This window comes from Nocardia sp. NPDC004654, assembly GCF_040609595.1.
Classification (GTDB): Bacteria; Actinomycetota; Actinomycetes; order Mycobacteriales; family Mycobacteriaceae; genus Nocardia.
In genome coordinates, this window is the sequence record NZ_JBEXKI010000004.1 from 106,876 (window position 1) to 133,604 (window position 26,729).

Here is a 26,729-nt window from a genome sequence, read left to right on the forward strand (position 1 = left end):
GATGCGTCCCAGGTCATCATGTCAGCAGGAAATCCAGTACCGTTTGCAGGAAATGGGTTACTCCCGAGTTGCCCCGGTACGCGCCGGGAACCTGGCGTCGCCCAGCTGGCCTGACCACCTGTTTTTCGATTACCGCCGATGGACGAAACAAGAGCGGGGAGGACGATGAAGCTGCTGAACCCACGCGGGTTCGGACTGGTGTGCGCGACCGTCGTGGTCGCGGCCGGATTGACGGTCGCGGGCTGCGCCGAACGGGTGGCGGGCACCGCCCATCCGAACACTTCGGACCTAGCCGCGTACAAGACCGAGGCGGCGGCTTCGTCGGCCGCGGCCACCTCCTCGCGGCGGGCCGCGGCGCAAGCGCAGGCGATCACCGACAACTGCGCGCAGTTCCCCACCACCACCGGCGTCGGGGTGACGACCTACAACGACTTCGTCGACGCGCACGATTCCAACGCTCCCGACTACGCGGCGAAGCGCGATCTGGCCGCGCAAACCCTCGAGGACGCCGCGACGAAGGTCGAGACCGGCGTGAACACCGCCGCGGGCGCGCTGCCCGACGACCTCGTCGTGAAATTGAACGAATACGTCGCCGCCGCACGCGCGTTGGCCGCGGAGACCCGCACGATGACCTACACCGCGCCGGTCGGCCCGCTCAACGAGGCGAGCAAACGGGTGAACGACGCGCGCAACGCGGTCCGCGACGCCTGCCCGAAACGCTGACGACACGGCGGCCGACGCGACATTCGGTGATCATTTTCGGCCGATCGGCTTGCGCTCGAGCCGATAACCATGTTCGCTTGCAACTATCTACTGTCGGGAGTTGAGGAGGACACCACCGTGGTCGCCGCGGCGGACGCGCAGAACTACGCTCAGAAGCTTGGCATTACACACGGCATGGTTGTCCAGGAACTGGGCTGGGACGAGGACACCGACGACGACCTGAGGGCCGATGTCGAGGACGCCAGCGGTGGGGAGATGGTCGACGAGGACTCCGACGAGGTGGTCGACGCCGTGCTGCTGTGGTGGCGCGAGGGCGACGGCGATCTCGCCGACGAGCTGATGGAGGTCATCAGCCCGCTCGCCGACGACGGTTTCATCTGGGTCCTCACCCCCAAGACCGGTCAACCTGGGCACGTCGACCCGAGCGAGATCGCCGAAGCCGCACCGACCGCGGGACTCACGCAGACCTCGGCGATCAGCCTCGGCGGTTGGACCGGCAGTCGCTTGGTGCAGCCGAAGGCGCCGTCGAAGCAGCGCTGAGCCTTTCGCTATGGTTTCGCCGGGCGGTGTTATCGCCGCCCGGTGGGAACCCGAACCGATGGAGGATTCGCGTATGCCGCTCGAGGAGGGCACCCTCGCGCCGGATTTCACGCTGCGGGACCAGAACAACCAGCACGTCACGCTGTCGGACTACCGCGGCAAGAAGAATGTGCTGATCGTTTTCTACCCACTGGCGTTCACCGGCATCTGCCAGGGCGAGCTGTGCAAGGTGCGCGACGAGCTGCCCAAGTTCCAGAACGACAACGCCGAGATCCTCGCCATCTCCGTCGGCCCGCCGCCCACCCACAAGATCTGGGCCGCCGAACAGGGCTACACCTTCCCCCTGCTCTCCGACTTCTGGCCGCACGGCGCCATCGCCCAGGCCTACGGCGTCTTCAACGAGAAGTCCGGCTACCCCAACCGCGGCACCTTCGTCGTCGACCGCGAGGGCTACATCCGCTTCTCCGAGATGAACGGCCCCGGAGAGCCCCGTGACCAGGCGGCTTGGGAGAAAGCGCTCGCCGCGCTAGATTCATAGACCGTTGCCCGTCGGCCCCCGCCGACGGAGACGGGCGTATAGCTCAGCGGTAGAGCACTGGTTTTACACACCAGCGGTCGGGGGTTCGATCCCCTCTGCGCCCACCTCACTCGATGCCCGGCCCATGCCCACGGAGGGCGTGGGCCGATTCTCGTTCCGTCGTGTTTTGTGGGGGCGCAGCCCCCCACGCCCCGCCCGGCGGGCTTCGCCCCCGGACCCCCGCCTCGGGTTCGCCGACATGCCGCCGGGCGGCGCTCCGTACTCGCCCCGAGTTCGCCTGCCTCGGGTGTCGTTCCGTACCCAGAACGCGCAGCCCGCCTAGCTGAGAGGGCCTTGTTTCGGAGCCAGCACCCGGTCGGCCGATGCCGACGCATCGTGGTCTCCGCCTCACAGGGGGGTAGCGGGGCTTTGTGATAGCGCGGCCCTGGATAGCATCGGTCGTTGTACAGATCGAGGGAACCCCGAGGACGTGTGTTGATTAACGACCATCTTGACCGCTGGAACGCTCACGAGGCTTCGGCGGAGGCGATGATTCCGATCATTGGGCGGTTGTATCGCGAGAAGGGGGTGACCATCCTCCTGCACAGCCGGTCGCTGGTGAACAAATCGGTGATCAGCATCCTGCGCACGCACCGCTTCGCGCGGCAGATCGAGGGCGAGGAGCTGTCGATCGACGAGACCCTGCCGTTCCTCGAAGCGCTTAGTCAGCTGGATCTGGGGCCGTGCAAGATCGATCTCGGCCGACTGGTCATGGCCTATCGCACCGACGAACGCGGACTGTCGATCCCCGAGTTCACGGCCGCGGTGCTGGCCGACGTCACCGACGGCAACAAGGCCGAACCGCAGGGTCCGCGGGACGTGGTCCTGTACGGCTTCGGCCGGATCGGTCGCCTGGTCGCTCGTCTGCTGATCGAGAAGACCGGGTCCGGTAACGGGCTGAACCTGCGGGCCGTCGTGGTGCGCAAGGGCGGCGAGGGTGACCTGGCCAAGCGCGCTTCTCTGCTGCGCCGCGATTCGGTGCACGGCAGTTTCAACGGAACGATCAAGGTCGACGCCGACAACGACACGATCATCGCGAACGGCAACGTCATCAAGTTCATCTACAGCGATGACCCGACCACGATCGACTACACCGATTACGGAATCGATGAAGCGATCCTGATCGACAACACCGGCAAATGGCGTGACCGTCAGGGCCTGTCGCAGCACCTGCGTCCGGGCATCGCGAAGGTCGTCCTGACCGCGCCGGGCAAGGGCGATGTCCCGAACATCGTGCACGGCGTCAACCACCGCGGGCTGGACCTCTCGGAGCAGATCGTCTCGTGCGCTTCGTGCACGACCAACGCGATCGTTCCGCCGCTCAAGGCGATGGACGACGAGTACGGCATCGTCCGCGGCCACGTGGAGACGGTGCACTCGTTCACCAACGACCAGAACCTGCTGGACAACTTCCACAAGGCCGACCGCCGTGGTCGCTCCGCGCCGTTCAACCTCGTGCTCACCGAGACCGGCGCCGCGTCCGCGGTCGCCAAGGCGATGCCGGACTTCAAGGCCAAGATCACCGGCAACTCGATCCGCGTCCCCACGCCGGACGTCTCGGTCGCGATTCTGAACCTGCAGCTCGAGCGGGAGACCACGACCAGCGAAGTGCTCGAGTACCTGCGCCAGGTCTCGCTGTCCGGCCCGCTGAGCCGCAACCTCGATTACACCGCGGCCACCGACGTGGTCTCGAGCGATTTCATCGGCTCTCGCGCGGCGTCGATCGTCGACGCCAATGCCACCATCGTCGATGGTGACACCGTGATCCTGTACCTCTGGTACGACAACGAGTTCGGCTATTCGTGCCAGGTCGTGCGGACGGTGCAGTACATCTCGGGCATCGAATATCCGACGTACCCGCGGCTGGGTGCGCAGGACGGCGCCGACGAGGTGCCCGCGCTGGCCGAGGCGTAGTCGCGTCGACAACCTGATTCGAGAACGGAGACCGTGCCAGTGGATCTGGCACGGTCTCCGTGCTTTCGCGACCCATTGCCGTGGCGGCGCTCGATCTGCGACGGGAGTGGCTGCACGAAGTACGGCGTCACCTCCGGCTACGAGGGTCGGCAGGGGTGCGGGCGGGTCGACGTCGTCCTCGACCGAAGCCCCCCGGGCGCAGCCTCCGCTAGCCCAATGTGGGCATCAACGAGAAGCACCCTTCTGGGCTGCGGATATGCGTAGGGCGCGATGTGGCCTACGCAGCGTTCGGCGATCTCGAACTTGAAATTTAGGTAACCCGAAACTTATCATTCGGCTTGTGAAGGTCTCGCTCCACCCCTCGTTCCGCCCGACTGCTCGCGCGTTCGCCGCTCTGCTCGGCGCGCTCGCGATGACCGCGACGCTCGCCGCCTGTGGCGAGTCCGCGAACCGGAACGAGAAACCGGTGGTGCTGACCACGTTCACCGTGCTCGCCGATATCGCGCGCCAGGTCGCGGGTGAGCATCTCACCGTCGAATCGATTACCAAGGCGGGCGCGGAGATTCACGGCTACGAGCCGACCCCGGGTGATGTTCGCCGGGCCTCGACCGCCGATCTCATCCTCGACAACGGCATGAACCTCGAGGCGTGGTTCACTCAGTTCGTCGAGGACGTGGACGTGAAGCACGTGGTCGTCAGCGACGGCGTGACGCCGATGTCGATCACCGAGGACGCGTATCAGGGCAAGCCGAACCCGCACGCGTGGATGTCTCCGCTGAACGTGAAGATCTACGTGGACAACATGATTCGCGCCTTCGACGAACTCGCTCCGGAACATGCCGCCGACTTCCGCGCCGCAGGCGCCGCCTACCAGGCCGAACTGCAGAAGATCCACGACGAATTGGTGAGCACCCTCGCCACGCTGCCGCCCAACGAGCGCGCACTGGTCACCTGCGAGGGCGCGTTCTCCTACCTGGCTCGCGACGCCGGACTCACGGAGAAGTACATCTGGGCGGTCAACGCCGAACAGCAGGCGACACCGCAGCAGATCACCTCGGCGATCGATTTCGTCCGCGCGAACCGGGTGCCCGCCGTGTTCTGCGAGTCGACCGTGTCCGATGCCCCGATGCAGCGTGTGGTCGAGGCGAGCGGCGCGCGGTTCGGCGGCGTGCTCTACGTCGACTCGCTCTCCGAAGCCGACGGCCCGGTGCCCACGTACCTGGATCTGATCCGGCACGACGCCAAGACCATCACCGCGGCGCTGACGGGAGCACGGCCATGACACCCAGCATCGAAATCCGTGACGTCACAGTGCATTACGGCGAGGTGCTCGCGCTCGACGGCGTCGATCTGAGCTTGCGTTCCGGGCGCGTGTGCGGACTCATCGGCATGAACGGCTCCGGCAAGTCGACGCTGTTCAAGACGATCATGGGTCTGGTGCGACCCGATCGCGGCACGGTCCGCATCGATGGGACCGACCCCGCGGGCGCGCGTCGCGCCGGAGCGCTCGGTTACGTGCCGCAGAGCGAGGCGGTCGACTGGAGTTTCCCACTGTCGGTCCGCGACGTCGTGATGACCGGACGCTACGGCCACATGGGTTTCACCCGCCGCCCCCGGCGCGCGGATCGGGAAGCCGTGGCACACGCTCTGGAACGAGTGGAACTGACCGACCTCGCCGACCGCCAGATCGGGCAACTGTCCGGCGGACAGCGCAAGCGCGCATTCGTGGCGCGTGGAATCGCCCAGGGCGCAACGATTCTGCTGCTCGACGAACCGTTCGCCGGAGTGGACAAGCGTTCCGAGGCCACCATCACCACGCTGCTTCGCGAACTCGCCGCCGACGGCGCCACGATCCTGATCTCCACCCACGACCTGCACGCGCTGCCCGACCTCGCCGACGAATCTGTCCTGCTGATGCGAAAAGTGCTCGCACACGGCGATACTCACGAAGTGTTGCGCCCCGAGAAACTGGCGCTGGCCTTCGGACTCGATGTGCTGGAACGCGATTCACTACCGAAGGCGGGCTGAGATGTCGCTCGTGGAGTTCTTCGTCGATCCGCTGCGCTACGAGTTCATGGTGCGAGCGCTGGCCACCACCCTGGTCACCGCCGTCGTGTGCGCGACCCTGTCGTGCTGGCTGGTGCTGATCGGGTGGTCCCTGATGGGTGACGCGGTGTCGCACGCCGTTCTGCCCGGTGTCGTCCTCGCCTACATCGTCGGCGCACCGTTCGCGGTGGGCGCGGTGGTATTCGGCTTCCTCGCCGTCGCGCTCATCGGCGTGGTACGCAACACCAGCCGGGTGAAGGAAGACGCGGCGATCGGCATCGTCTTCACCACCCTGTTCGCCTTCGGGCTGGTCCTGGTCTCGATAACGCCGAGCCAAACCGACCTGAACCACATCATCTTCGGCAACCTGCTCGGCGTCAGCCGCGACGAGCTCGTCCAGATCGCCATTCTCGGCGTCATCGTGCTCGCCGCCCTCATCCTGAAGCGACGCGACTTCACCCTCTACGCCTTCGACACCACCCACGCCCACGCCATCGGCCTGCGCCCGCGCCTGCTCGGCACCGCGCTCCTGGCGCTGCTCGCGCTGACAGCGGTCCTCGCGCTCCAGGCGGTCGGAGTCATCCTGGTGGTGGCGATGCTGATCATTCCCGGAGCCACGGCGTACCTGCTCACCGACCGCTTCGGTCGCATGCTGCTGATCGCCCCTGCCGTGTCGGCGCTCTGCTCGGTGATCGGGCTGTACGTCAGCTACCACCTCGACACCGCGCCCGGCGGCATGGTGGTCGTGGTGCAGGGCGTCGCGTTCACCCTGGCGTACCTGTTCGCACCGCGGCAGGGGATCATCGGCCGCCGGATCGCCGCGGCCCGCCGACGCTCCGCGGTCGCGGCCTGAACCAACACCACGCGGACGGGGTTCAGCAAGCTGAAATGACGCTCCAGCAGTCGCGCCCTCGGCCCGCACCGCGCCGACGAACGCCTTCGTCGCGCGTCGACCAGGTCTCCGCCGCTCCCCCACTAAACTGAGCGGGTGGACGCACCCACGGCGCAGCGGGAGTTCTCCGCTTACGGGCTGTCGCATTGGATCGTGCTTGCCGTGTTCGCGGTGGGCGCGGTGCTGGTGGTCGTCATCGGGCGAAAGCAGAACCCTTCCGCCGCACGCCGTTTCAGCCGCGCGTTCGGCGCGGTGACGTTGGGGCTGTATCTGGCGATCTACCTCTCCACGCTGTTCCCGCCCACCATCGGCCGCTCGGTTCCGCTACGCCTGACCGATCTCGCGACGATGGTCGCCGGGTACGCGCTGTTGACGCACCAGCGCTGGGCCTACGCACTGACCTACTACTGGTGCCTCACCCTGAGCACCCAAGCGCTCATCTCACCTGCCCTGGAAAGCCCCGAATTCCCGCACTACGAGTTCCTCGCCTTCTGGGCGATCCACCTGGCCGTGGTCTGGGCCGCCATCTACCTGACCTGGGGCATCGGCATGCACCCGACTTGGCGCAGCTACTGGTTCGCCGTGGCGGTCACCGTGGTGTGGGTCGCGGTCACCTTCGTCTTCAACTCCCTCGCCGACACCAACTACGGGTTCGTCAACCGAAAGCCTTCGACGCCGTCGCTGCTCGACGTGCTGGGCCCGTGGCCGTGGTATTGGGGGACCGTCGCCGTCATCCTGCTCGTCGTATGGGCCTTGATGACATGGCCATGGGTGCGATCCGCGCCGAGGTCGAAATCCCCTGCTCCGACCCAGCAAGTGAGTTCGCAGCAGACCGAAGACAGCTGATTCGAGAGCACTTTCCCGGACGACACCCACACCCCCACGTCACTTTGGCAAGCCGAGCGTCGACAGAAGGCCCCCGGAACCACCGATCTCAACGACCACACCACCGAAACCCAAGCAGCGGAAACCGATTCGCGAGCCGAAGACCTACCCCACGTCCCGACGCAACCAAGTGACCTCGGCACCAACCCCACCATCCCCGGACCGAAAGACCTCCAGATCCTCGTCCCACGCCGTCCCCAGCGCACGATCGATCTCGGACGCCAGGTCGTAAGCCGAGTACTTCCCGAGCTCCCGCGCCGCCTGCAGCATCGCCCGCAACCGCATCTCCCCCAGCGTCACATCCCCATTCGCACTGGTGGATCCGTGCCACAACCCCAAACCGGGCACGAAGCTGTACCGCTCCCCGTCCACCCCATCGCTCGGGTCCTCGGTGACCTCGAACCGGAGCACCGGCCAAGACCGCAACGACTGGGCAATTCGGGCGGCGGTGCCGACGGGCCCGATCCAGTCGCTGGTCGCGCGCAGTTGACCGTCGGCCGGTTGGTTGGTCCAGCGCAGTTTGGCGGGGGAACCGAGGGCCGAGGTGAGCGCCCACTCGACGTGTGGGCACAGCGCGGCGGGCGACGAGTGGATCCACACCACACCCGCCGTCGCGTCCGCGAACTGACTCGATGCGCGCACCACCGATACCTCCAGCTTCGACGAGGGACGTCTTCCCCAACGACTCGTCCAGCTGGCGTTGCCTGAGTGTACTGGAGTGCCCGAAGTTACGTATGTTACTTCGCGAGTGTGTTGCTTGCGAGTCTCGCTTCGGCGATCACCGCGTCACTCAGTACCGGCCACACCTCCCGTGCCCAGTCGCCGAAATTCTCGTCCGCCAACGCGACACACGCCACCCCGATTTCCGGGTCGACCCATAAGAAGGTGCCGGACTGGCCGAAATGCCCATAGGTACGCGGGGAGTTCGCTCCGCCGGTCCAATGCGGGGATTTCGCGTCGCGGATTTCGAATCCGAGGCCCCAGTCGTTGGGCCGCTTCGAGCCGTATCCGGGCAGGATGCCGTTCACGCCGGGGAACTGCACGGTGATGGCTTCGGCGTGGGTCCGAGCCGAGATCAGCCGCGGGTTCAACAGTTCGGCGGCGAACAACAGCAGGTCCGCCACCGAGGACTTGCACGCGTGTCCGGCGGGCCCGGTGAGCACCGAGGATTTCATGCCGAGCGGTTCGAACACCGCGTCCCGCAGGTATTCGTCGAACGCGATTCCGGTCTGGTCCGCGACGAATTCGGCGAGCACCTCGAATCCCGAACTCGAATAGATTCGGCGCGCGCCCGGCTCGGCGAGCACATCGGTGGTGTCGAAGGCGAGACCGGAGGTGTGCGCGAGCAGATGCCGGACGGTTGCTCCGGGTGGGCCCGCGGGCTGGTCGAGCTCGATCGCGCCCTCCTCCACCGCGACTAGTACCGCGTAGGCGACCAGCGGCTTGGTCACCGAGGCGAGCGGGAAGACGCGCTCAGCATCGCCCTGCGAAACCGCGCCGGCGCCGGTGACCACACCGGCCGCCGCGTGTCGAACCGGCCAGTCCTGGATCTGTTCGAGTGAACGCACGAAAACGAGCCTACGAGACCGCAGCGGCGCGGTAGTACCGCCACCGGAAATCGATCCGATGAATGGGAGCCTCCGAGAGATCTCGGTACCGCCGGTACCATCGACTCACTATGAGCGAACGCAGTGAGCGAATCATGTGCCAGCGTGCATCGCGCATGCCGGAGCCGAGCGCCAGCGAGGCGCAGGCATGAGCGAACCCACGATCCACGGCGAGGTGGCCCCCGGCTTCGGTCCGGTCGCCGACGCGTTCCGCCGCAATTTCTCCCGGCACGGCGAAATCGGCGCGGCCGTCGCCGTTTTCGCGGGCGATCGCCCCGTCGTCGATCTGTGGGCCGGGTACCGAGACCGGCGCCGCGTCGAGCCGTGGGAGCCAGACACCATCGTGCCGGTCTTTTCCTCGACCAAGGGCATGGCGGCGTTCGTGGTCGCGACGGCGGTCTCCAAGGGCGTCCTGGACTACGAGAAGCCGGTCGCCGACTACTGGCCGGAGTTCGCCGCGCAGGGCAAGGGCGCGATCACGGTGCGCCAGCTCATCGATCACCAGGCGGGTCTTTCCGGACTCGACACCGTGGTGAAACTGTCCCAGCTCGCCGATATGGACGGGCTCGCGAAGATCCTCGCGGCACAGAAGCCCGCGTGGCAGCCCGGCACCCGGCACGGCTATCACGCGATCACCCTCGGCCTCTACCAGGGCGAGCTGGTGCGCCGCGTCGATCCGCTGGGCCGCACCCTCGGCCGTGTCTTCGCCGAGGACATCGCCGAGCCGCTCGGCCTGGACTTCTTCATCGGCCTGCCCGCCGCCGAACCGATCGAGCGCGTCGCGGTGCTCTCGGCCACCAAGGGCTTGGACATCCTGCGCTACGAGCGCGATCTGCCGCTGCGCATCGGCGCCGAGGTCTTCCTGGAACGCGGACATTCGCATGCGGCGCTGACCAATCCGCGCTGCGGCGCGCCCGCGCGAGCGACCCGCCGCGAATTCCTCGGAGTCGAGTCGCCCGGCCACGGCGGCGTCGGCAACGCCCGATCGCTGGCCAAGATCTACGGCGCGGCCGCGGCGCGCACCGGCGCGCTGCCCATCGCCGACGACCTCCTCGACCTGCTCGCCGCCGCCGACACCGCCGACGACGTGCCAGCCGAAGACCTGGTGCTGCACACCAAGAGTCGCTACCATCTCGGCTTCCGCAAGTCCCGCGGTTCGTTCCGATTCGGCTCCGACAAACGCGCCTACGGCACGACGGGCCTCGGCGGCTCCTTCGGATTCGCGGACCCGAGCACCGGTCTCGGCTTCGGCTACACCATGAACCGCCTCGGCATGGCCGTCCTCGACGACGTGCGCAGCCGCAACCTCCGCGAGGCCCTGCTGCGCTGCAAGATCTGAAATCCCCGCTCGGCGAACCGATCCCGCGCGCTCTGGTGACCCAGGCCGCGGTCCGGCTTGCCGAGCGGGGTCGTCCGACGACTTACCAGTCGTTTTCGGTGTAGCGGATGATGCCGCGAATGTTCTTGCCGTCCAACATGTCCTGGTAGCCCTGGTTGATCTCCTCCAGCTTGTAGCTGCGGGTCACCATGTCGTCCAGGTTGAGCTGGCCGGACTTGTACAGCGCGAGCAGGCGCGGCGCGTCCTGGCGGGCGTTGCCGCCGCCGAAGATGCAGCCCTTCACCGTCTTCTGCAGCATGGACAGCAGGAAGCTGTTCATCTTCACGTCACCGGCATCCATGCGGCCCATAGAGGTGACCACCAGAGTTCCCGCCTTCGCGGTGAGGATCAGGCCCTCTTCGATGTAGTCGCCGTGCATCTCGCCCATGGTGAGGATGACCTTCTCGGCCATCCGCCCCTCGGTGGCGTCCATCAGCGGCATGATCGCCTCGGCCATGCTGGCGTAGGTGTGGGTGGCGCCGAACTTCTGCGCCTGTTCCCGCTTCCACGGGTTGGGGTCGATGGCGACGACCTTCGAGGCACCGGAGAGCACCGCGCCCTGCAACGCGCTCATGCCGACGCCGCCGATGCCCGCGATCACCACGGTCTCACCGGGCATCACGTTGGCCACGTGGGTCGAGGAGCCGAATCCGGTCGGCACGCCGCAGCCGACCAGGCAGGCCACCTCGAACGGGATGGTCGGGTCGATCTTCACCACCGAGGTGTGGTGCACGGTCATGTACGGCGCGAAGGTGCCGAGCAGGCACATCGGGATGACGTTCTGGCCGCGCGCCTGGATGCGGTAGGTGCCGTCGCTGATCGCCTGTCCGAGCAGCAGACCCGCGCCGAGATCGCAGAGGGCCATATTGCCCGAGACACAAGCCGGACAGCGGCCGCAGGCCGGGATGAAGGACAGGATGACGTGATCGCCGACCTGAAGATCGCCCGGCACGTTCGGACCGAGCTTGGTGATCACGCCCGCGCCTTCGTGGCCGCCCATCACGGGGAAGGCGGGCATCGGTGTCGCACCGGTGACGATGTGGTGATCCGAATGGCACATACCGGCGGTTTCCATCCGGATCTGCACCTCGCCGGCGACCGGGTCACCGATCTCGATCTCTTCCACCGACCACGGCTCGTCGATCCCCCACAGGATCGCGCCCTTCGTCTTCATTCCTGTCGACCTCTCGCGTGCACAGTGCTTCAATGTGACTGCACCCACAGTACGAGAAAAGTGGAACGCGTTCTAGTACCGATCGGGAAATTCATCGGTGCGGCACGGCGCGATGCCCGAACACGTTCTAGAATTGGCACTCGTTCTCAGCCGCACACGTCGTGTACGTGATGGACGAGGTCGTGTACGAAGTACTTCGCCAGCGAGTCGACGGTGAAGATCGACCCGTCGCCGCGACGCACCCGCAAACCGCGATCCGCCGCCGGCACCACTTCGAACGCGCGTGCCGCCGCCTCGGCCGCCAGCGCCAGTTCACCCGAGACCGCGGCGGGCTCCTGCGAGTCGTAGCGGTCGGCGATCGCAGTCTCGTCCTGATCCCAATTCGAGAAGACCGGCAAACCGTCCGGTGTCTCCTCCGGGGTGAGTCCGCGCGCGTCGAAGGCGGGCACCCGCGGATCGACGGCGGCGGTGCGCGCGGTGATCGCGGCACGGTAGGCGAAGATCCGGCACACGTCGCGCACGTGGGCCGCGTACTCCAGCGGCGACCACGTCGACTCGTCCGGACGCTGCCGGGCGTCGGGGCGGTCCAGCACCGCGCGCAACCGGTCGGCGCTGTCGCGCGCGAGCGACGGCACCTGCTCGTAATCGATGGCGGCGGCGGCGAAACCGCACTCGGGACAGGCGCGCTCCAACACCCAGGTCCAGTTCTTCACGTCGGGAACGATCGGCATGCGTCGAAACTAGAGCTGGCCGCATATGGATTTCCACCCATATACGGCCAGGCTTCGTCGAGATCCGGTCCGTCACTCCATCAGGCGGTGCGCCCGCTCGAACAACTCCAGGGTGATGGCGTGCAGGAAGTCGCCGACCTGCTTGGGCGCCTTGCCCGCGAACGCGCGCGCGTGCGTGCCCTCCAGCACGATGCCCAGCTTGAAACAGGCCAGCACGGTGTACCAGGTGACGTGGCTCAGGTCGCGATCGGAGAACCGGCCGTAGTGCTCGACCATCTCCTCCGGGGTCGGCAGACCGCCGACGGCGCCGAGCTTGCCGACCAGCGCCGCGCCGGTGGTGCCGGGCTCCGGCCGGGTCGCGATCTGCCAGCCCAGGTCGAGCAGCGGATCGCCGATGGTGGACATCTCCCAGTCCACCATCGCGGCCACCTCGGGGCCCTCGTAGGAGAACATCATGTTGGCCAGATGGCAGTCGCCGTGCAGGATGCCCGGCGTCCAGTCGGCGGGCCGGTGGCGATCCAGCCACTCCCCGACCTGCTGGACGCCGGGAATCTCCGGTCCGGGGTAACCCTCGTTGGCCGAATAGGATTCGAGCTCGCCGAGCCAGCGCGGCACCTGGCGCTCCAGGAATCCCTCGGGCTTGCCGTAGTCCGTCAGGCCGAGCGCTTTGTAGTCGAGGGCGCCGAGCCGGGCGATGGCCTCGACCGCGGACAGTCCCATCTGCCGCCGGATCTCGGGGTCCTTCGCGTGCAACTCGGGCAGTTCGTTCTGCGGGTTGAAACCGACGATCGGCTCCATCAGATAGAAGACCGCCCCGATGACCGACTCGTCGGCGCAGGCGGCGATGACCTCGGGCGCGCGCACGCCCGCGCCGCTGAGCGCGCCGAGCAGCCGCGCCTCCCGGCGGATGACGTCGTTGCTCTTGGCGCGCAGATGCTTCGGTCCGCGCCGCAGCACGTAGTCCCGGCCGCCGCGACGGAACCGCAGCATGATGTTCTGCGTGCCGCCGCCGAGCGAAGTCACCTCCTCGAACGCGCCGCCGGGCAGGCCCTGTTCTTCCATCCATTTCCCGACGATCGCGAAATCGACGACGTCGCGATCCACTTCGACCGGTTGCGCAACAGACATGCCCCACATTCTGCACCACCCGCCCACACCAACTGAAGGCGCGTGACAACAGTTCGTGCCGACCTGCCAGGCGTAGGGTTTGGCACACCATGCACACGCTGTTGATCGACAACTACGACTCGTTCACCTACAACCTGTATCAGCTGATCAGCGAGGTGAACGGCGTCGAGCCGACGGTCGTGCGCAACGACGAGGTGGACGACCCGGCCCGGCTCGGCCTGCACCGTTTCGACAACATCGTCGTCTCCCCCGGGCCCGGCCGCCCTGATGTGGCCCGTGACGTGGGCATTTCCGCTGCCGTCATCGCCACCGTCGAACTCCCGCTGCTCGGCGTGTGCCTCGGCCACCAGGGCATCGTCGTGGCGGCGGGCGGTCTCGTCGCGCCCGCACCCATCGCGCGGCACGGCTATCTGGACGAGGTCGGCCACGACAACCGCGAGCTGTTCGCCGGTCTTCCGCAGGGCTTCACCGCCGTCCGCTACCACTCCCTGAGCGCCATCCGGCCGCTGCCCGCCGAGCTGGAGATCACCGCGAGCACCCCCGACGGCGTCGTCATGGGCGTGCGGCACCGCGCCAGACCGCAGTGGGGCGTGCAGTTCCATCCCGAGTCCATTGCCAGCGAGTACGGCGCGGCGCTGCTGCGCAATTTCGCCGAACTCACGGCGGCGCACCACGAGCGGACCGAACACGCCAGGGGGCAACGGGTCGGAGGCGCGCAATCCACGCGCGGCGCGACGGCGACCGTCGAGCGTGCCGAACCCCGCGCGGCTCGTCATCGCCCGCCCGCGACCGCCGACGCGCCACAGATCCGCAACGCGATGCCGCTCGCGCGCTCCAGACCGCCCCGCGGCGGGGCCGTGGTCGACGCCGCCGCGAGAACCAGACCGGGCGATCCGAGCACGGCGCAGGATTCGACACGCACGTCCGGTTTCACCACCGAGAGAACGGCGATCGACCTCGGCCCCGGTTCGATCAAGACGGGACGGATACCGCCGGAGCCCGACCCGTCCACCGAAAGCCCCTATCGCCCAGGCGAACCCGAGCGACCCTGGCAGTTGCGCCACGAGATCCTCGACCGGGCCATCGACACCGAGGCCGCGTTCCTTCGCCTCTACCGGGATTCCCCGACCGCGTTCTGGCTGGACAGCGAGCACGTCGAACCCGGGCTCGACCGGTTCTCCTTCCTCGGCGACGCGAGCGGGCCGCTGGCCGAGGTGGTCCGGTACCGGGTCGGCGACGGCGCGGTGGTCGTGGAGACCGCCGACGGCGGCCGACGCACCGTCGCGGGTGACGTGCTCGACTACCTGGCCGCCGAATTGCGCTGGCGCACCGCCGAAATCCCCGACCTGCCGTTCGACTTCGCGTGCGGGTACGTCGGCTATCTCGGTTACGAGGTGAAGGCCGATTGCGGCGCGAACGCGGCGCACCGCGCACCGACACCCGACGCGCAGTGGATCTTCGCCGATCGGCTCGTGGTGGTCGACCAAGTCGCCGGGCGCACCCATCTGCTCGCCCTCACCGATCCCGGCTCCGACACCGCGCGCGCGGCCGCGGACTGGCTGCGCGACACCGCGGAGGCGCTCGCCGCCCTGCCCACCTGGTCGAATCCGCCCACGCTGGAAGTGGATTCGGATATCGCGGCGGTCGAGCGGCTGCTCACCCGTGGTCGCGGGCGCTATCTCGCCGACATCGGCGTCTGCCTGGACCGGCTGCACGCGGGCGAGTCCTACGAGATCTGCCTGACCGACAGCCTCACCGTCGCCGCCGACACCGAGGGCCTCGACTTCTACCGCACGCTGCGCCGCTGCAACCCCGCACCGTACGCGGCGTTCCTGCGCTTCGACGACCTCGAGATCGCCTGTTCCTCACCGGAACGCTTCCTCAAGATCGACCGGGCGCGCACCGTGGAGAGCAAGCCGATCAAGGGCACCGCACCGCGTGGCGCGAACCCCGCCGAGGACGAGCGCTTGCGCCGCGAACTCGCCGACAGCCCGAAGACCAGGGCCGAGAACCTGATGATCGTCGACCTGTTGCGCAACGATCTCGGCCGCGTCTGCCAGATCGGCAGCGTGCACGTGCCGAAGCTGATGGCCACCGAGACGTATACGACGCTGCATCAACTGGTTTCGACGGTGCGCGGCACGCTGCGTCCGGATGTCGACGTGATCGACTGTCTGCGCGCCTGTTTCCCCGGCGGCTCCATGACCGGCGCGCCGAAACTGCGCACCATGGAGATCATCGATGAACTGGAGACCGAGGCGCGCGGCGTCTATTCCGGCACCATCGGCTTCCTCGGGCTCGGCGGCACCGCGGATCTGAACATCGTCATCCGCACCGCCGTGCGACACGGCGGCGAGTGGCGTATCGGCGCGGGCGGGGCGATCGTGCTGGACTCCGACCCGGAAGAGGAGTTCCGCGAGGTGCTGCTCAAGGCGGCGGCCACCTATCGCGCCGCCGTCCGCTGAGTCAGCGACGCCGCTTCGGTCGCTCGGGCGGCGGCTCCTCCTCGCCGGGCCGCCTGCCGCTGAATCCGGTCACCTTGCCGAGCATGGCGATGCCCGGCAACCTGGCGAGCTTGCCGAGCACGTCCTCACCGAGGGCGATCATCGCCTCCAGTCGCGGCAGCAGCCGGTCGTAGGCGGCGAAGGCCGGGTCGGCCAGCGCGAGGGTCCGGTCCAACCGGTCGATGGTCGCGTTGAGCCGGTCGATGGCCATCGTCAGGTTCTCGATCAGATCGGGCAGCTGCGCGGCCAGCTGGGCCGAGGCCGGTGGTAGCCGGATGGCGGCGTCGAAGGCGTGTCCGGCGGTGAGCTGCGCCGACTCCAGCGCCTGACCAGCGGCCGATTGGGCCGCCTCGACCGCCGTCTGCGCGGCGGCCAGGATCTCCGCGGCGCCGGGGACGCGCGGTCCCGTCGTCTTCGGGGTCTGCTTCTTGCGGCCCGACCCCTTCGGGGTAGTCATAGAAATACTGTGCCCGACCGAACGCCGGAACCCCGGTAAATCCCGGACCGATCGGTCTGTGTCGCCCTCGGCGCGCCCGCGCGCGGACCTCGCGAATTCGGCGTGTCGGAGGGTCGTGGCAATATTCGAGCACGATGAAACTGAGCAAGGGCGCGCACGCGCCGGTACCGACATCCCTTCTAGCCGTAGTCGTTTCATGGCGATCGGAGCATGTCGTCGACGCGCACGCACTGTTGCTGGACGGGTCGGGCGCGGTGCGCACGGACCGAGATCTGGTGTTCTACAACGCGCCTCGGCACGTGTCACAGGCGGTGACGCTGGATCAGGAGCCCGCGCCGGGGACCGCGCGGCTGAGCGTCTCGCTGCCGCGCACCGAGAGCGAGGTGGACCGGATCGTGGTCAGCGGCTCCCTCGAGCACGGAACATTCGGCGACATAGCAGGTTTGACGGTGACGGTCTTCGCCGCCGACGGCCCGGTCGCCCGCTTCGACATCGAGGACGCCGACGCGGTGGCCGCCATGATGTTCGGCGAGTTCTACCGGCGCGAGGGCCGCTGGCGGTTCCGCGCGATCGGTCAGGGCTGGAGCAGCGGGCTGGCGGGGTTGGTCACCGAGTTCGGCGTCGCGGTCGACGAGTCGCCCCGACGCCCGGCGCGGCGGCCCGCCGTGCACGAGCCGGGTGGCACCACGCGGTCCGGCGCGCACGATGCCGTCGCACGCGGCTCGCGGACCGCCGACTCCGCACCCGACCGGCACCTGCCTTCGGGTGCTCCCTACCCCGCGCGGCAGCTACCGGAGGACGTGCCGCACCGCGCCGAACACGTCGGCGCCGCGGAAACCCCCACCCGTCAAGGGAGTGTCGCGCCACGCCATCCCGTCGACCCACCGGCGCCATCCAGACGGACCAGTCAGGAATCGACCGGAGCCAGAGAACCGGCGAGCCCGGGCGGATCCGCGATGTCGGAGCCATACCCCGCGGACCGACCGCCGCGCGCCGACCAGCACGTCGACCTGACGCGACGATCGCGGCAACCGATGCCACCACCGCCGCCACCGAATCCCGAACGCGCCGACTGGCATTCGGACCCCGAGGACCCGTCCCGCATGCGCTGGTGGGACGGCTCGGAATGGACCTCGGCAACCTACCGCACCGCGCCACCGGGCCCGCGCGCCTGCCCACGCTGCGGAAACGCCTTGCGGCGCAAGCTGTTCGGCGGGTCCGCACCGTGCCAGTACTGCGAGGCCGAGATCGAGGAATTCCTCACCCACTGGCACACCAGGGCCTGGCGGGTGCTGATCGGCTCGGGGCCGCAGGGCGAGCCGTGGGAGGCGCTGTGGGCGTCGCTGCGCTACCAGCGCATCGACGAGAACATCGGCCGCACGGCGTTGCGCGAGGTCGGGCTCAGTTACGTCGAGCGGCTGGTCACTTTCGCGTTCGCGGACGGGGCGATCCAGCAGTCGGAGTACGACCTCTTCGAACGCGCCGTCGCCGAGCTGGCGCTGACCGGACCGCTCATCGAGGACCTACGCAGGCGGATGCACCGCGGTCGCACGCTGTGCCGGTTGCGCGAGGGCGATCTGCCGGTGGTCCGCACGCCCGGCTTGCACCTGGACTCGGAGGAGAAGGTGCACCTCGACCTGGTCGCCACCCATGTGCGACAGCTGGCCCGCGGGCCGAAGGTCACCGAGGGCAGGCTGATCGCCAGCAACAAGAAACTGCGTTTCGTCGGCACCGGCGCCGGCGTGGAGATGCCGTGGTCGAGGGTCGTCTCGGTACACGTCGAGGCGGGCGTCGTGGTGCTCGCGGCGACCTCGGCCCGCGGCGGCGCGACCTTCGAGGTGGCCGACCCGGACTACGTCGCCGCCGCGCTGGAAGGCGCGCTGCGGGTCGCGAAGCGGCTGGTGCTCACGCCGGGCCAGCGCGACACGCGCAGCATCCCGCAGGAAGTGAAAGCCGAAGTGTGGCAGCGCGACGGCGGCAAGTGCGTCGAATGCGCCAGCGCGCACTACCTCGAGTTCGACCACGTCATCCCGCTCAGTCGCGGCGGTGCCACCAGCGCGAGCAACTTGCAGATCCTCTGTCGAGCCTGCAATCGCGCCAAGGGCGCGCGGATCTGAAGCCTTGACGTTGTTCCGCTACCCGTGCGCTCGTGCCCGTGCGGTCCGCCAGCGCACGTAGTTGCCGAACAACCGCACCACCGGCCCTTCCCCCGGCATCGGCCGCACCCGGGTGTTGTGGAACGCGGCGACGCGCCAGCCGTCCGCGGTGCGCACCAGCACCCAGGTGTTGCGGGAGCGTCGGCCCTTGGGCACCTCGCGCTGCCAGGCGAACACCACGGATCCGGTGAGGTGCACGACGGCGACGTCGCCGGTGAGGAAGCGGATCGACTCGATCGTGCCCTCCATCCTGGTGCCGTACAGCACACCGTCGAACAGCCCGGCGTGCAGGGCGCGGTTCGCCTCCCGTCCGCGCAGCAGCGTCCCGTCGAACGCGACGTAGTCGCTGTCCTCGGTGAATTCGGCCGCGTAGGCCGTCGCGTCGTTGGCGTCCCACGCCTGCGCGGCGCGCGCCACCACCTCGCGGATCAGCGCCTCGTCCTTGGCTCGATCTGTCATCTCAGCTCCTCGTCTCGATCCGGTCGTATCGATCGTGTGGCAGGAACGCGGACGAGAGAATCGGGAAACACCCTGAGAAAACACGGATTTCGGACCCGCTCTCGGCGAAACCGGGCGCATTGCGCGACGCACGGGCCTCTAATGGGTAGCAGTCGCAGCCATTCGGGAGGTCACCCATGACGAGCATGTACGAACACGTCGGAGGCGAGGAGGCGCTGCGCCGGGTGGAGACCGCCTTCTACGACAAGGTGCTGGCCGACCCCGTGCTGAAGTCGCTGTTCCCCGAGCGTCGCCCGCACCACGTCGATCACCTCACCTGGTTCACCGCCGAGTCGTTCGGCGGCCCGGATCGCTTCAGCCGCGAACTGGGGTTCGACTACCTCATCGCGGTGCACCGGCACCTGAAGATCACCGACGAGCAGCGCGAGCGATTCGCCGAACTGTATATGGAGGCGTTCGAGGAGGCGGGCCTGCTGGAGTCGGCGGCGTTCCGCGACGCGGTGCGCTCGCACGTGGAGTTCGGCGCGGAAGTGGCGCAGCAGAACTCGCACGCGAGCACCGACGAGGAGTTGCATCCGATCCGCGCGGTGCCGCGCTGGACTTGGGAGGGCTGAGCGCTCGCCGGACCACGGCTCGAAAAGTTCGTACCGGTCGGTCTCTGGTCAGCTTCCGACGACGGCGTTCATGATGGTGCCCGCGCTGGTCGCGACGACACCACCGATCATCGCGCCCGCCACCATCTTCGGCGACTGCAGCGCCCCGCCGGACCATTTCTCCCAGGCGAAGCGGCCGCCCGCGTAGATGATGCTGATGATGCCGGACAGCAGCGCGAACCAGGTCGCGTACCGGACGAACTGCATGAGTTTGTCCGACAACGGCGGCGCCTCGGGTGTCGGGTTACCGATTTGCGCCAGGGTGGAATACGTGTCCCCGACCGACATCAAGATCATGCTCACTGTTGGTTACCTCGGGATTCACCGGTTTCACGGCGGCCGGGCATCGACCACCACGTCCCACCCATGATCCGGACGGACCCGGTCGCTCGCAAGGCGCTGTGCCACAACGATGCCTACGCCACAGCGACAGCATGGCTACGGCGAGCCGGGCGCGGTGGCATTTTCCAGCGCAAAGGATTCGTCAATCCGGAGCGAAGAACCTTGCCCGGGCTACCGCGAGGCCTTTATATCGGACTATGACCCCCACTCCGGACGTTCTGCGTGCTCTGCGCACGTCGTCCGGTGCTGTCTCGGTCCGCGTCGCGCACGAGTTGCCGTCGTCGCTGGAACTTTTCGGTTTCGGAAGTGAGGACGAGCCGCCGAGTCCGGCTTGACACCTCCCCTTTTCGCCCCGGTCCTCTACTGCCACGGGGCGCCTCTGTGCGTACGGCAGCTGCCGTAGGCATTCCAAGTCTCCGCGCGTTGATCGGTGATCACTCGTCGCGGATTCGTCTGCCGTCGATCGACGGCGGTCGCACGCTCACTCGATAGGAGAGCTATGTTCGAATCTCTGTCCGCGGCTCGGATCACCATGGTGACCGGCGTCGACACCCGTCTCGGTTTCGCGGCCGCGCGACGGCTCGCCACCGATGGCGCCGCCGTCATCCTGCACGCACGCGACAAAGAACACGCCGAGGAGGCGTTGGAAGCGTTGGTGCAGACCGGCATTCCGGTCGCCAGGCTGCACATCGTGCACGCCGACTTCTCGAACCTCACCGAGGTGGACGAACTCGCCGCCACGTTGGCCGCGACGGTGCCGTGCCTGCACGCGCTGATCAATGCCGCCTCGGTTCCGGGCGGCGAACGCCGCTCACGAACCGCGGACGGCTACGAGACGACCCTGCAAATCAACTACCTCGCACCGCAGCGTTTGATCGCGGCGCTGTCGCCCGCCGTCGCGGCGGCGCGGGGCCGGGTGGTGACCGTGTCGTCTCCGCTGCATCTGAGCGGCAACATCGACTACTCCGATCTGGACCGCAATCGCGGCATCTACACGCCACTGGCTGTCTACGCGCAATCCAAACTGGCGCTGACCATGTTCACGCGGACGCTCGCCGAGACCGGTCCCGAGGGCCTGACGGCGGTGAGCGTGCACCCGGCCGACTTCGAAATCGACATGCCCCAGCTTCGCAGTCACGTGGACGCGCCGATGGACGACGCCGCCGATCTGCTTGCGATGTACAGCGCCTCCGGCGCCCCCGTCGTCAACGGCAGCTATTACGAAGGCACCCGACCGGCGCGACCGGCTGCGCTGGTGCGCAATTCACGTGCCCGAGCCCGGCTGGCCGCATGGACCAACCAGCAATACACCACCGCTTGACCGCAAGAGAAACCGAGAGGTAGCCGAATCCCATGTCGAAACGCTCCAGCAAGAAACGGGCCAGCCGGAAGAAGAAGGCCAACCACGGCCACAAACCGAACCAGCGCTGAAATCGCCCATCCCGGACTGAAACCGAGGCTGGAAAACCCGAAGCCCCGTGGCGCGCCCACTACGCGCCACGGGGCTTCGCGCATGTCTGCCGAGCCTCGTAGGGAATTCGTCAAGAGTGAGCCGACGCTCCGCAAGTTTCCGTCAAGGAACCGCCTCGCCGGTCGCGGCTCTTCATACCCTCACGAAACCGAAACGTATGCACCCCCGAGGTAGTCGTGCCGATGATCAGTGTTGCCGAGTTGGACAAGTTGCGTGAGACGCTCAGCCACCCGTATCTGGTGGAGTTGCTCGATGCTCTCTCGCGTCGGCCTCGAACCGTGGCCGAGCTCGATGACATCGGCGGCGGGTACAGGTCGGTGGTGCGCGGATTACGGAGGCTGGCGGCGCACGGTCTGGTCTTCGGCGACGGTGCGGGAAGCCTGGACCAGCGGTACCCAGCGACCGAGACCTTCGCGCTTACCGGACTCGGACTGCGCACCGCCACGATGTTGTCGCGCCAGGACACGTGGGACGCGCTGTACGAGGATGCGTTCGACGACGGATCACCCGACCGCAGCGACCCGCCAAGAAAGCGGAAATAACCCCTACCCAGCCGTCGAGAAATCGCTAATAGCAACGCCGTCATGACAGTTACCGCCTTGAATTACACCTCTGGGCCGCAATTCGTTCAGGGGGCATAGGACCGTCATGACTTCCGTCGCTCGCGAGATCTGCCTATCGTCCATCCACGTGCACTGGTCGGCGGCGGACTCCGCCTTCGTCGCATTGTCGGATCAGTATCCGGACCTGGTCTTTCACAACCCCTGGTCTTCACTGGCAGCGATCGACGGCCTGCTCGACATGGTCGCAGATCATTGCCGCGGCCACCGATCGGCCGATCGCCCGGCAGCTTGACGACGACCGCGAGACAACGGAGGCAGCGCCGAGCTGACACCGCGGTCCGTGCCACGGTGCCGCACTGCGGCGAGAGTCCGACCGCCTCAGCAGGACAACAGCCCGCGCCGGGGTGGTGAAGGTATCGCGCCACGGATGTGAGGTATGGGCGGCATGCCGGAGAACCGGATACCATCCATTCAGCGATTCTCCTTGTCCCGAACCCGGAATGAGCAGCACAACGATGATCCTGGCCGTCGCATACGACACCCTGGCGCAGATCGGCAATCCGACGCCCGAGGCGCCGCCGGTGTCCGATAAGATCTTGCAGCTCGTCCGCTACCTGACCTGGTTCGTTCTGCTGTCGGGTGTCTGCGGCATCATCTACGCGGGCGGCCGGTTCGCCTGGGAGAAGTGGACCGGAGGCGGGCTCGAGTCGCCGAAGATGGTGGCAGGCGCGATGATCGGCGGCGTGGTCGCCACCAGCGCGGGCACCATCATGAACGCGGTGATCGGCTGATCGTCGCCGACGACTGAACGCCGCGACTCAACTCGTCACGCCCGCGGCACGCGCGGCGCGCAGCCACTGCGGGAATTCACCGAGCAACCTGGCGTAGAGCTGTGCGTCGTCCACACTGTCGATGTCGTCGAGCGCGAAGAACCCGGCGTTGTCGACGAGCCTGCCGTCCATCTCGTCGATGCTGCGCAGCAGCCCGTAGTTGGCCTTGCCGAGCCCGACGAACTGCCAGAACGCGGGCAGCCGTGCGGCTTCCCGCATCAGGGCGGTGATCTCCGGCTTCTTGGCGAAACCGCCGTCGGTGAAGAACAGCACCAGCGTCGGCCGATCGCCGGGGCGCAGCGTATCGATGACGGCGCGCATGATCGGCAACTCGTCGTTGCGCCCGCCGAGGGCGCCGTAGTCGATACCCGCGTGCGTGCCGCTGAGATGCAGGTGGGTCTCCGACCAGCGATCGCCCTCGGCCACTTCGATATCCGGCAGCTTCGTGTACGACAGCGCGTACAGGTAGGCCTCGAGCGTCCCGTCGTCGTCCAGTTGGGTGGCGATCGGGATCATCCGCTCCACCACGCGGTGCACGACTTTGTTCCGGTACTGCTTCTGCATGCTGCCGGTCTTGTCGATGACGAGCACCACCCGGGCGCGGATGCCCATGGCGTTCTGGTCGATCAGGATCTTGGCGACCTCGCGTTTGCGCAGGTCGAGCACGGCGCGCTTCTCGAACGAGAGTTTCGACTCGCCCGGCACAGTGCGGACCTCGGGCACTGTCGGCGGCGCGGTGGCGGCGCTCGGCGACGGCTCGTCGTCCACGACGACGCCGTGATCGGTGACCAGCGCGGCGAACCCGCCCGCGTATCCCTGCCCGACCGCGCGCACCTTCCACTGCGGACCGCGCCGGTAGAGCTCGAGCGCGATCACCACCGATTCGCTGTCGAGTCCCTCGATCTCGTACTCGTACAGCACATTTCCCAGCTCGTCCGCGACGGTCGCGACGGGGGGTGCGAATCGTCCGAAGGTGGCGTCGTCCAGCGTGAGCACCGCGCGCACCTGCGCGATCTCGTCAGGTAGGTCGGCGGGCGATATCGCCAGTGCGGCAGGCGAACCCGACGTCAGCTCGACGCCGGGTGCGACGGGCTGGTTGAAGAACACGAAGTCCGCGTCGGAACGCACCGTCCCGGCTTCGGTGACCAGCAGCGCCGACACGTCGACCACCGCCTCGGTGCGCACGGACACCACGACTCGCCCCGCGGCCACCGGCCCGTTCTGCCCCTTGACCAAGACTGTGCCCACCGAAAACTCCTGTCGCCGCGACCGGCTCAGCGTACGGCAGAACCGCAGTCGACCGACCGCGGTTCCACAACCGGCGGTATCGGATCGACCGCAACGCCTGCCGGGCACGCGAGGCGTTCGTTGCTCCAGCCGCGCCCGTCCGGCTACGAGATCCCGTGCGCCGCCGTCACTTCCGCAGACGCGACCGGTCACCGTCGCGCAGGCGCAACTCCAGCCCGTCGAGCACGCACAGCAGCCCGAAATCGAAGCCGAGCGCGCGAGCGACTTCCGGGTCGGTCTGCGCGACATCGCGGTAGTCGGCGAACATCTCGGGATAGTCTCCGGCGACTTTGCTCATCACCTGCGAAACGCTCTCGGCGTCGTAGTCCTCGCCGTAGGTCTTGGCATACGCGATCTCCGGAAGCACCTGGCCGAGAACAAAAGACATCACCGTGCCGCTGGCACGGTAGATGTCGACACCCTGGAAGCCCGCCTCCGTGAACGCCCGCCGCAACCGATCGCTGACGCGCATCGCGTTCGGCCCGATGCTCGGGATGTGACCGACGAGCCCGGCAACCCACGGGTGAGCACGCATGCTGCCGCGCAGGCTGTAGGCGAAGGTGGTGAGCACCTCGCGCCAGGACGCCTGTTCCGATTCCGGGGCGTGCAGCATCCCCCAGAACTCGTCGAGGACGAGTTCGAGCAGTTCGTCCTTGTTGGCGACGTACCAGTACAGGCTGGTCGCACCCGCGTTCAGCTTCGCGCCGATCTTGCGCATGCTCAACGCGTCCAGTCCCTCGGAATCGAGGATCTCGAGCGCCGCCGCGACGATCTGCGCGCGATCCAACCCCGACCCCCTCGGCTGCCGGGGTTCGCGGGTCCATATCGAAGTGAACTGCTTGGCCACGACTTGATCCTATATTCACTCGCACAACGTTCGAGTTCATAGTACGGTGTGCGAGTGGAATCGAACACCGTACGAGACCCCCGCCGCTGGTGGGTGCTCGGGGTCCTCTGTCTGTCCTTGCTGGTGCTGATGATCGACGGCACCGTCCTCAATCTGGCCATCCCGTCCCTGATCCGCGAGCTGGGCGCCACGCCGTCCGACGTGCAGTGGATCCTGGACGCCTACGTGCTTGTCTTCGCCGGACTGCTGCTCACGGCGGGCAGCCTCTCGGACCGGTTCGGCAGGCGGCGGATGCTCGTCACGGGCTTGGCCGTCTTCGGCGTGGCCTCGCTCGCCGCGGTAGTCGCCAGCGAACCCTGGCAGGTGATCGCCGCCAGAGCCGCGATGGGTGTCGGCGGCTCGCTGCTCATGCCATCGACGCTGTCCATCCTGATGACCACCTTCGCCGAGGACGAACGGCGCACCGCGATGGCGGCTTGGAGCACCGTCTCGATGGTCGGCATCGTCGCGGGCCCCACGCTGGGCGGCTTCCTGTTGGAGCACTACTGGTGGGGCTCGGTGTTCCTGCTCAATATTCCGGTCGCGATCCTCGCCATCGTCGCCGCGCTCGTGCTGATGCCCGAGACCACCGGCGAGCAGCGGCCGGTGGACCTGGTCGGTGTGCTGCTGTCGATCGTCGCGCTCGTCTCGATCGTCTACGTCATCATCGAACGCGAATGGAACATCCCGGTGATCGCGCTGGCGGCGGTCTCGGCGCTCGGATTCGTCACGTGGGAGAGCCGCTCGGCGCATCCGATGCTGCCGCTCGCGGTGTTCCGCAACCGAGACTTCACCGGCACCTGTCTGACGTTGCTGCTCATGGTCTTCGGCATGGGCGCGATCATGCTGATGCTCACCCAGTACCTGCAGTTCGTGCTCGGGTACGGCCCGATGAAGGCGGGTTTGGCGCTGCTGCCGTACGCCGTGGCCGCGGCCGTGTGCAACGGGCTCGGCGCGACTCTCGGCAAGAAGCTGAGCAACAAGACGCTGATCGTATCGGGTCTGCTGGTCATGGGGCTGGCCTTCGCGATCCTCGCTCTCGGCAGCGGGTACACGTGGGTCCTGGTCAGCATGCTCGTGATGGGCGTCGGCGGCGGCTTGGCGGGACCGGCCGCCTACGCCGCCATCATGAGCGCCATTCCACTGGAGCACGCGGGCGTCGGCTCGGCCATGAACGACACGCTCCAACAGGTCGGCATGGCGATCAGCATTGCGGTGCTCGGCAGCGTGCTGGCCGGTGTGTTCACCTCGAACATGCCCGCCGACGCGCCCGAGGCCGCGCGCGAATCCATCGGCGCCGCATTCCAACTCGGCTTCGAGGAACCGGCCAAGACGGCGTTCACCGAAGCCATGTCGAGCGGCGCCTGGATCAGCGCGGGCTTCAGCATCGCCGCCGCCGTGCTCGGCATGCTGCTGCTGCGGGCGCGGAAGACCCCGGTCGCGGAACCGGATTCGGAACCGGAGTCGGAGTCCGTGCGGGCGTGAACCGAGCTGGGTCGACCCGTCACGGAAGTCGATGGTCCGTG

General features: G+C 67.6%; 27 protein-coding genes and 1 tRNA gene. 18 read left to right on the top strand and 10 right to left on the bottom strand.

Features of this window, described 5'->3' with window-relative positions; translation table 11 throughout:
- The first annotated feature begins 165 nt into the window (after window positions 1–165).
- The 9 genes from ABZV58_RS14735 (at window position 166) to ABZV58_RS14775 (ending at window position 7,538) form a co-directional block, all read left to right on the top strand.
- Window positions 166–723, top strand: coding sequence for a hypothetical protein (locus ABZV58_RS14735; RefSeq protein ID WP_355000658.1), 558 nt, complete (start codon window positions 166–168; stop codon window positions 721–723).
- Between the two features lie 117 nt (window positions 724–840).
- The gene (locus ABZV58_RS14740; protein ID WP_067786218.1) at window positions 841–1,263 is read left to right on the top strand and encodes a DUF3052 domain-containing protein; all 423 of its coding nucleotides are present in this window, start codon (window positions 841–843) and stop codon (window positions 1,261–1,263) included.
- Between the two features lie 73 nt (window positions 1,264–1,336).
- Window positions 1,337–1,801 carry a peroxiredoxin gene (locus tag ABZV58_RS14745; RefSeq protein WP_355000659.1) on the top strand — a complete coding sequence of 155 codons (465 nt, stop codon included), beginning with the start codon at window positions 1,337–1,339 and terminating at the stop codon, window positions 1,799–1,801.
- Between the two features lie 32 nt (window positions 1,802–1,833).
- Window positions 1,834–1,905, top strand: a tRNA-Val gene (locus ABZV58_RS14750).
- 370 nt (window positions 1,906–2,275) lie between these two features.
- The gene (locus tag ABZV58_RS14755) at window positions 2,276–3,754 is read left to right on the top strand and encodes a glyceraldehyde-3-phosphate dehydrogenase (protein ID WP_355000660.1); all 1,479 of its coding nucleotides are present in this window, start codon (window positions 2,276–2,278) and stop codon (window positions 3,752–3,754) included.
- Between the two features lie 412 nt (window positions 3,755–4,166).
- Window positions 4,167–5,036 (top strand): metal ABC transporter substrate-binding protein, encoded by an 870-nt coding sequence (locus ABZV58_RS14760; RefSeq protein WP_355001139.1) that lies wholly within the window; start codon window positions 4,167–4,169, stop codon window positions 5,034–5,036.
- Complete coding sequence (locus tag ABZV58_RS14765) at window positions 5,033–5,782, top strand: metal ABC transporter ATP-binding protein (RefSeq protein ID WP_355000661.1); 750 nt, start codon at window positions 5,033–5,035, stop codon at window positions 5,780–5,782. The genes ABZV58_RS14760 and ABZV58_RS14765 overlap by 4 nt, the downstream gene beginning before the upstream one ends.
- A 1-nt stretch (window position 5,783) precedes the next feature.
- Window positions 5,784–6,653 (top strand): metal ABC transporter permease, encoded by an 870-nt coding sequence (locus ABZV58_RS14770; protein ID WP_355000662.1) that lies wholly within the window; start codon window positions 5,784–5,786, stop codon window positions 6,651–6,653.
- A 135-nt stretch (window positions 6,654–6,788) separates the two neighbouring features.
- Entirely contained in the window at window positions 6,789–7,538 is a 750-nt protein-coding gene (locus ABZV58_RS14775) for a TIGR02206 family membrane protein (protein WP_355000663.1), read from the top strand.
- Window positions 7,539–7,682: 144 nt separating this feature from the next.
- Here ABZV58_RS14775 and ABZV58_RS14780 read toward each other — a convergent pair whose 3' ends face one another.
- The gene (locus ABZV58_RS14780) at window positions 7,683–8,219 is read right to left on the bottom strand and encodes a DUF3145 domain-containing protein (RefSeq protein WP_355000664.1); all 537 of its coding nucleotides are present in this window, start codon (window positions 8,217–8,219) and stop codon (window positions 7,683–7,685) included.
- 95 nt (window positions 8,220–8,314) lie between these two features.
- Window positions 8,315–9,145 carry a serine hydrolase domain-containing protein gene (locus ABZV58_RS14785; RefSeq protein WP_355000665.1) on the bottom strand — a complete coding sequence of 277 codons (831 nt, stop codon included), beginning with the start codon at window positions 9,143–9,145 and terminating at the stop codon, window positions 8,315–8,317.
- A 187-nt stretch (window positions 9,146–9,332) separates the two neighbouring features.
- Here ABZV58_RS14785 and ABZV58_RS14790 point away from each other — a divergent pair, with 187 nt between their 5' ends.
- On the top strand, window positions 9,333–10,523 hold the full coding sequence (locus tag ABZV58_RS14790) for a serine hydrolase domain-containing protein (protein ID WP_355000666.1): 1,191 nt from the start codon (window positions 9,333–9,335) through the stop codon (window positions 10,521–10,523).
- An 82-nt stretch (window positions 10,524–10,605) separates the two neighbouring features.
- Here ABZV58_RS14790 and ABZV58_RS14795 read toward each other — a convergent pair whose 3' ends face one another.
- From ABZV58_RS14795 to ABZV58_RS14805, 3 genes are all read right to left on the bottom strand, one after another.
- Window positions 10,606–11,736, bottom strand: a complete 1,131-nt coding sequence (locus ABZV58_RS14795; protein WP_355000667.1) for an NDMA-dependent alcohol dehydrogenase — start codon at window positions 11,734–11,736, stop codon at window positions 10,606–10,608.
- Between the two features lie 146 nt (window positions 11,737–11,882).
- Entirely contained in the window at window positions 11,883–12,467 is a 585-nt protein-coding gene (locus tag ABZV58_RS14800) for a DinB family protein (RefSeq protein ID WP_355000668.1), read from the bottom strand.
- 72 nt (window positions 12,468–12,539) lie between these two features.
- Entirely contained in the window at window positions 12,540–13,604 is a 1,065-nt protein-coding gene (locus ABZV58_RS14805) for a phosphotransferase family protein (protein ID WP_355000669.1), read from the bottom strand.
- An 80-nt stretch (window positions 13,605–13,684) separates the two neighbouring features.
- On the opposite strand from ABZV58_RS14805, the gene pabB reads away from it, so the two are divergent.
- Entirely contained in the window at window positions 13,685–16,060 is a 2,376-nt protein-coding gene (gene pabB, locus ABZV58_RS14810; RefSeq protein WP_355000670.1) for an aminodeoxychorismate synthase component I, read from the top strand.
- A gap of 1 nt (window position 16,061) precedes the next feature.
- Here pabB and ABZV58_RS14815 read toward each other — a convergent pair whose 3' ends face one another.
- Entirely contained in the window at window positions 16,062–16,556 is a 495-nt protein-coding gene (locus ABZV58_RS14815; protein ID WP_355000671.1) for a hypothetical protein, read from the bottom strand.
- Window positions 16,557–16,690: 134 nt separating this feature from the next.
- On the opposite strand from ABZV58_RS14815, the gene ABZV58_RS14820 reads away from it, so the two are divergent.
- Window positions 16,691–18,673 (top strand): TerD family protein, encoded by a 1,983-nt coding sequence (locus ABZV58_RS14820; RefSeq protein ID WP_355000672.1) that lies wholly within the window; start codon window positions 16,691–16,693, stop codon window positions 18,671–18,673.
- 18 nt (window positions 18,674–18,691) lie between these two features.
- Here the strand turns inward: ABZV58_RS14820 and ABZV58_RS14825 are convergent, their stop codons facing one another.
- Entirely contained in the window at window positions 18,692–19,171 is a 480-nt protein-coding gene (locus tag ABZV58_RS14825) for an SgcJ/EcaC family oxidoreductase (protein WP_355000673.1), read from the bottom strand.
- Window positions 19,172–19,347: 176 nt separating this feature from the next.
- On the opposite strand from ABZV58_RS14825, the gene ABZV58_RS14830 reads away from it, so the two are divergent.
- Complete coding sequence (locus ABZV58_RS14830; protein ID WP_355000674.1) at window positions 19,348–19,785, top strand: hypothetical protein; 438 nt, start codon at window positions 19,348–19,350, stop codon at window positions 19,783–19,785.
- A 48-nt stretch (window positions 19,786–19,833) separates the two neighbouring features.
- Here ABZV58_RS14830 and ABZV58_RS14835 read toward each other — a convergent pair whose 3' ends face one another.
- A complete protein-coding gene (locus tag ABZV58_RS14835) occupies window positions 19,834–20,127 on the bottom strand; it encodes a hypothetical protein (RefSeq protein WP_355000675.1) in 294 nt (97 codons plus the stop codon).
- Between the two features lie 538 nt (window positions 20,128–20,665).
- Here ABZV58_RS14835 and ABZV58_RS14840 point away from each other — a divergent pair.
- The 4 genes from ABZV58_RS14840 to ABZV58_RS14855 all read left to right on the top strand — a co-directional run bounded on the left by ABZV58_RS14840 (window position 20,666) and on the right by ABZV58_RS14855 (window position 22,991).
- A complete protein-coding gene (locus ABZV58_RS14840; RefSeq protein WP_355000676.1) occupies window positions 20,666–21,487 on the top strand; it encodes an SDR family NAD(P)-dependent oxidoreductase in 822 nt (273 codons plus the stop codon).
- A gap of 332 nt (window positions 21,488–21,819) precedes the next feature.
- Entirely contained in the window at window positions 21,820–22,179 is a 360-nt protein-coding gene (locus tag ABZV58_RS14845; RefSeq protein WP_355000677.1) for a hypothetical protein, read from the top strand.
- Window positions 22,180–22,285: 106 nt separating this feature from the next.
- Entirely contained in the window at window positions 22,286–22,492 is a 207-nt protein-coding gene (locus tag ABZV58_RS14850) for a hypothetical protein (protein ID WP_355000678.1), read from the top strand.
- 223 nt (window positions 22,493–22,715) lie between these two features.
- Window positions 22,716–22,991 (top strand): hypothetical protein, encoded by a 276-nt coding sequence (locus tag ABZV58_RS14855; RefSeq protein ID WP_067786073.1) that lies wholly within the window; start codon window positions 22,716–22,718, stop codon window positions 22,989–22,991.
- A 27-nt stretch (window positions 22,992–23,018) separates the two neighbouring features.
- On the opposite strand, the gene ABZV58_RS14860 is transcribed toward ABZV58_RS14855, so the two are convergent.
- Window positions 23,019–24,278, bottom strand: a complete 1,260-nt coding sequence (locus ABZV58_RS14860; RefSeq protein ID WP_355000679.1) for a VWA domain-containing protein — start codon at window positions 24,276–24,278, stop codon at window positions 23,019–23,021.
- 166 nt (window positions 24,279–24,444) lie between these two features.
- A complete protein-coding gene (locus tag ABZV58_RS14865; protein ID WP_355000680.1) occupies window positions 24,445–25,164 on the bottom strand; it encodes a TetR/AcrR family transcriptional regulator in 720 nt (239 codons plus the stop codon).
- 54 nt (window positions 25,165–25,218) lie between these two features.
- Between ABZV58_RS14865 and ABZV58_RS14870 the strand changes: the two genes are divergently transcribed.
- Window positions 25,219–26,688, top strand: coding sequence for an MFS transporter (locus ABZV58_RS14870; RefSeq protein ID WP_355000681.1), 1,470 nt, complete (start codon window positions 25,219–25,221; stop codon window positions 26,686–26,688).
- The last annotated feature ends 41 nt before the right edge of the window (window positions 26,689–26,729 follow it).

Excerpts from the sequence above, each read along its gene's own strand:
- ABZV58_RS14735 (WP_355000658.1), top strand. The coding sequence starts at position 166 with ATGAAGCTGCTGAACCCACGCGGGTTCGGACTGGTGTGCGCGACCGTC.
- ABZV58_RS14745 (WP_355000659.1), top strand. The coding sequence starts at position 1,337 with ATGCCGCTCGAGGAGGGCACCCTCGCGCCGGATTTCACGCTGCGGGAC.
- ABZV58_RS14760 (WP_355001139.1), top strand. The coding sequence starts at position 4,167 with ATGACCGCGACGCTCGCCGCCTGTGGCGAGTCCGCGAACCGGAACGAG.
- ABZV58_RS14765 (WP_355000661.1), top strand. The coding sequence starts at position 5,033 with ATGACACCCAGCATCGAAATCCGTGACGTCACAGTGCATTACGGCGAG.
- ABZV58_RS14770 (WP_355000662.1), top strand. The coding sequence starts at position 5,784 with ATGTCGCTCGTGGAGTTCTTCGTCGATCCGCTGCGCTACGAGTTCATG.
- ABZV58_RS14790 (WP_355000666.1), top strand. The coding sequence starts at position 9,333 with ATGAGCGAACCCACGATCCACGGCGAGGTGGCCCCCGGCTTCGGTCCG.
- ABZV58_RS14795 (WP_355000667.1), bottom strand. The coding sequence starts at position 11,736 with ATGAAGACGAAGGGCGCGATCCTGTGGGGGATCGACGAGCCGTGGTCG.
- ABZV58_RS14800 (WP_355000668.1), bottom strand. The coding sequence starts at position 12,467 with ATGCCGATCGTTCCCGACGTGAAGAACTGGACCTGGGTGTTGGAGCGC.
- ABZV58_RS14805 (WP_355000669.1), bottom strand. The coding sequence starts at position 13,604 with ATGTGGGGCATGTCTGTTGCGCAACCGGTCGAAGTGGATCGCGACGTC.
- pabB (WP_355000670.1), top strand. The coding sequence starts at position 13,685 with ATGCACACGCTGTTGATCGACAACTACGACTCGTTCACCTACAACCTG.
- ABZV58_RS14815 (WP_355000671.1), bottom strand. The coding sequence starts at position 16,556 with ATGACTACCCCGAAGGGGTCGGGCCGCAAGAAGCAGACCCCGAAGACG.
- ABZV58_RS14820 (WP_355000672.1), top strand. The coding sequence starts at position 16,691 with ATGAAACTGAGCAAGGGCGCGCACGCGCCGGTACCGACATCCCTTCTA.
- ABZV58_RS14825 (WP_355000673.1), bottom strand. The coding sequence starts at position 19,171 with ATGACAGATCGAGCCAAGGACGAGGCGCTGATCCGCGAGGTGGTGGCG.
- ABZV58_RS14830 (WP_355000674.1), top strand. The coding sequence starts at position 19,348 with ATGACGAGCATGTACGAACACGTCGGAGGCGAGGAGGCGCTGCGCCGG.
- ABZV58_RS14840 (WP_355000676.1), top strand. The coding sequence starts at position 20,666 with ATGTTCGAATCTCTGTCCGCGGCTCGGATCACCATGGTGACCGGCGTC.
- ABZV58_RS14845 (WP_355000677.1), top strand. The coding sequence starts at position 21,820 with ATGATCAGTGTTGCCGAGTTGGACAAGTTGCGTGAGACGCTCAGCCAC.
- ABZV58_RS14850 (WP_355000678.1), top strand. The coding sequence starts at position 22,286 with ATGACTTCCGTCGCTCGCGAGATCTGCCTATCGTCCATCCACGTGCAC.
- ABZV58_RS14855 (WP_067786073.1), top strand. The coding sequence starts at position 22,716 with ATGATCCTGGCCGTCGCATACGACACCCTGGCGCAGATCGGCAATCCG.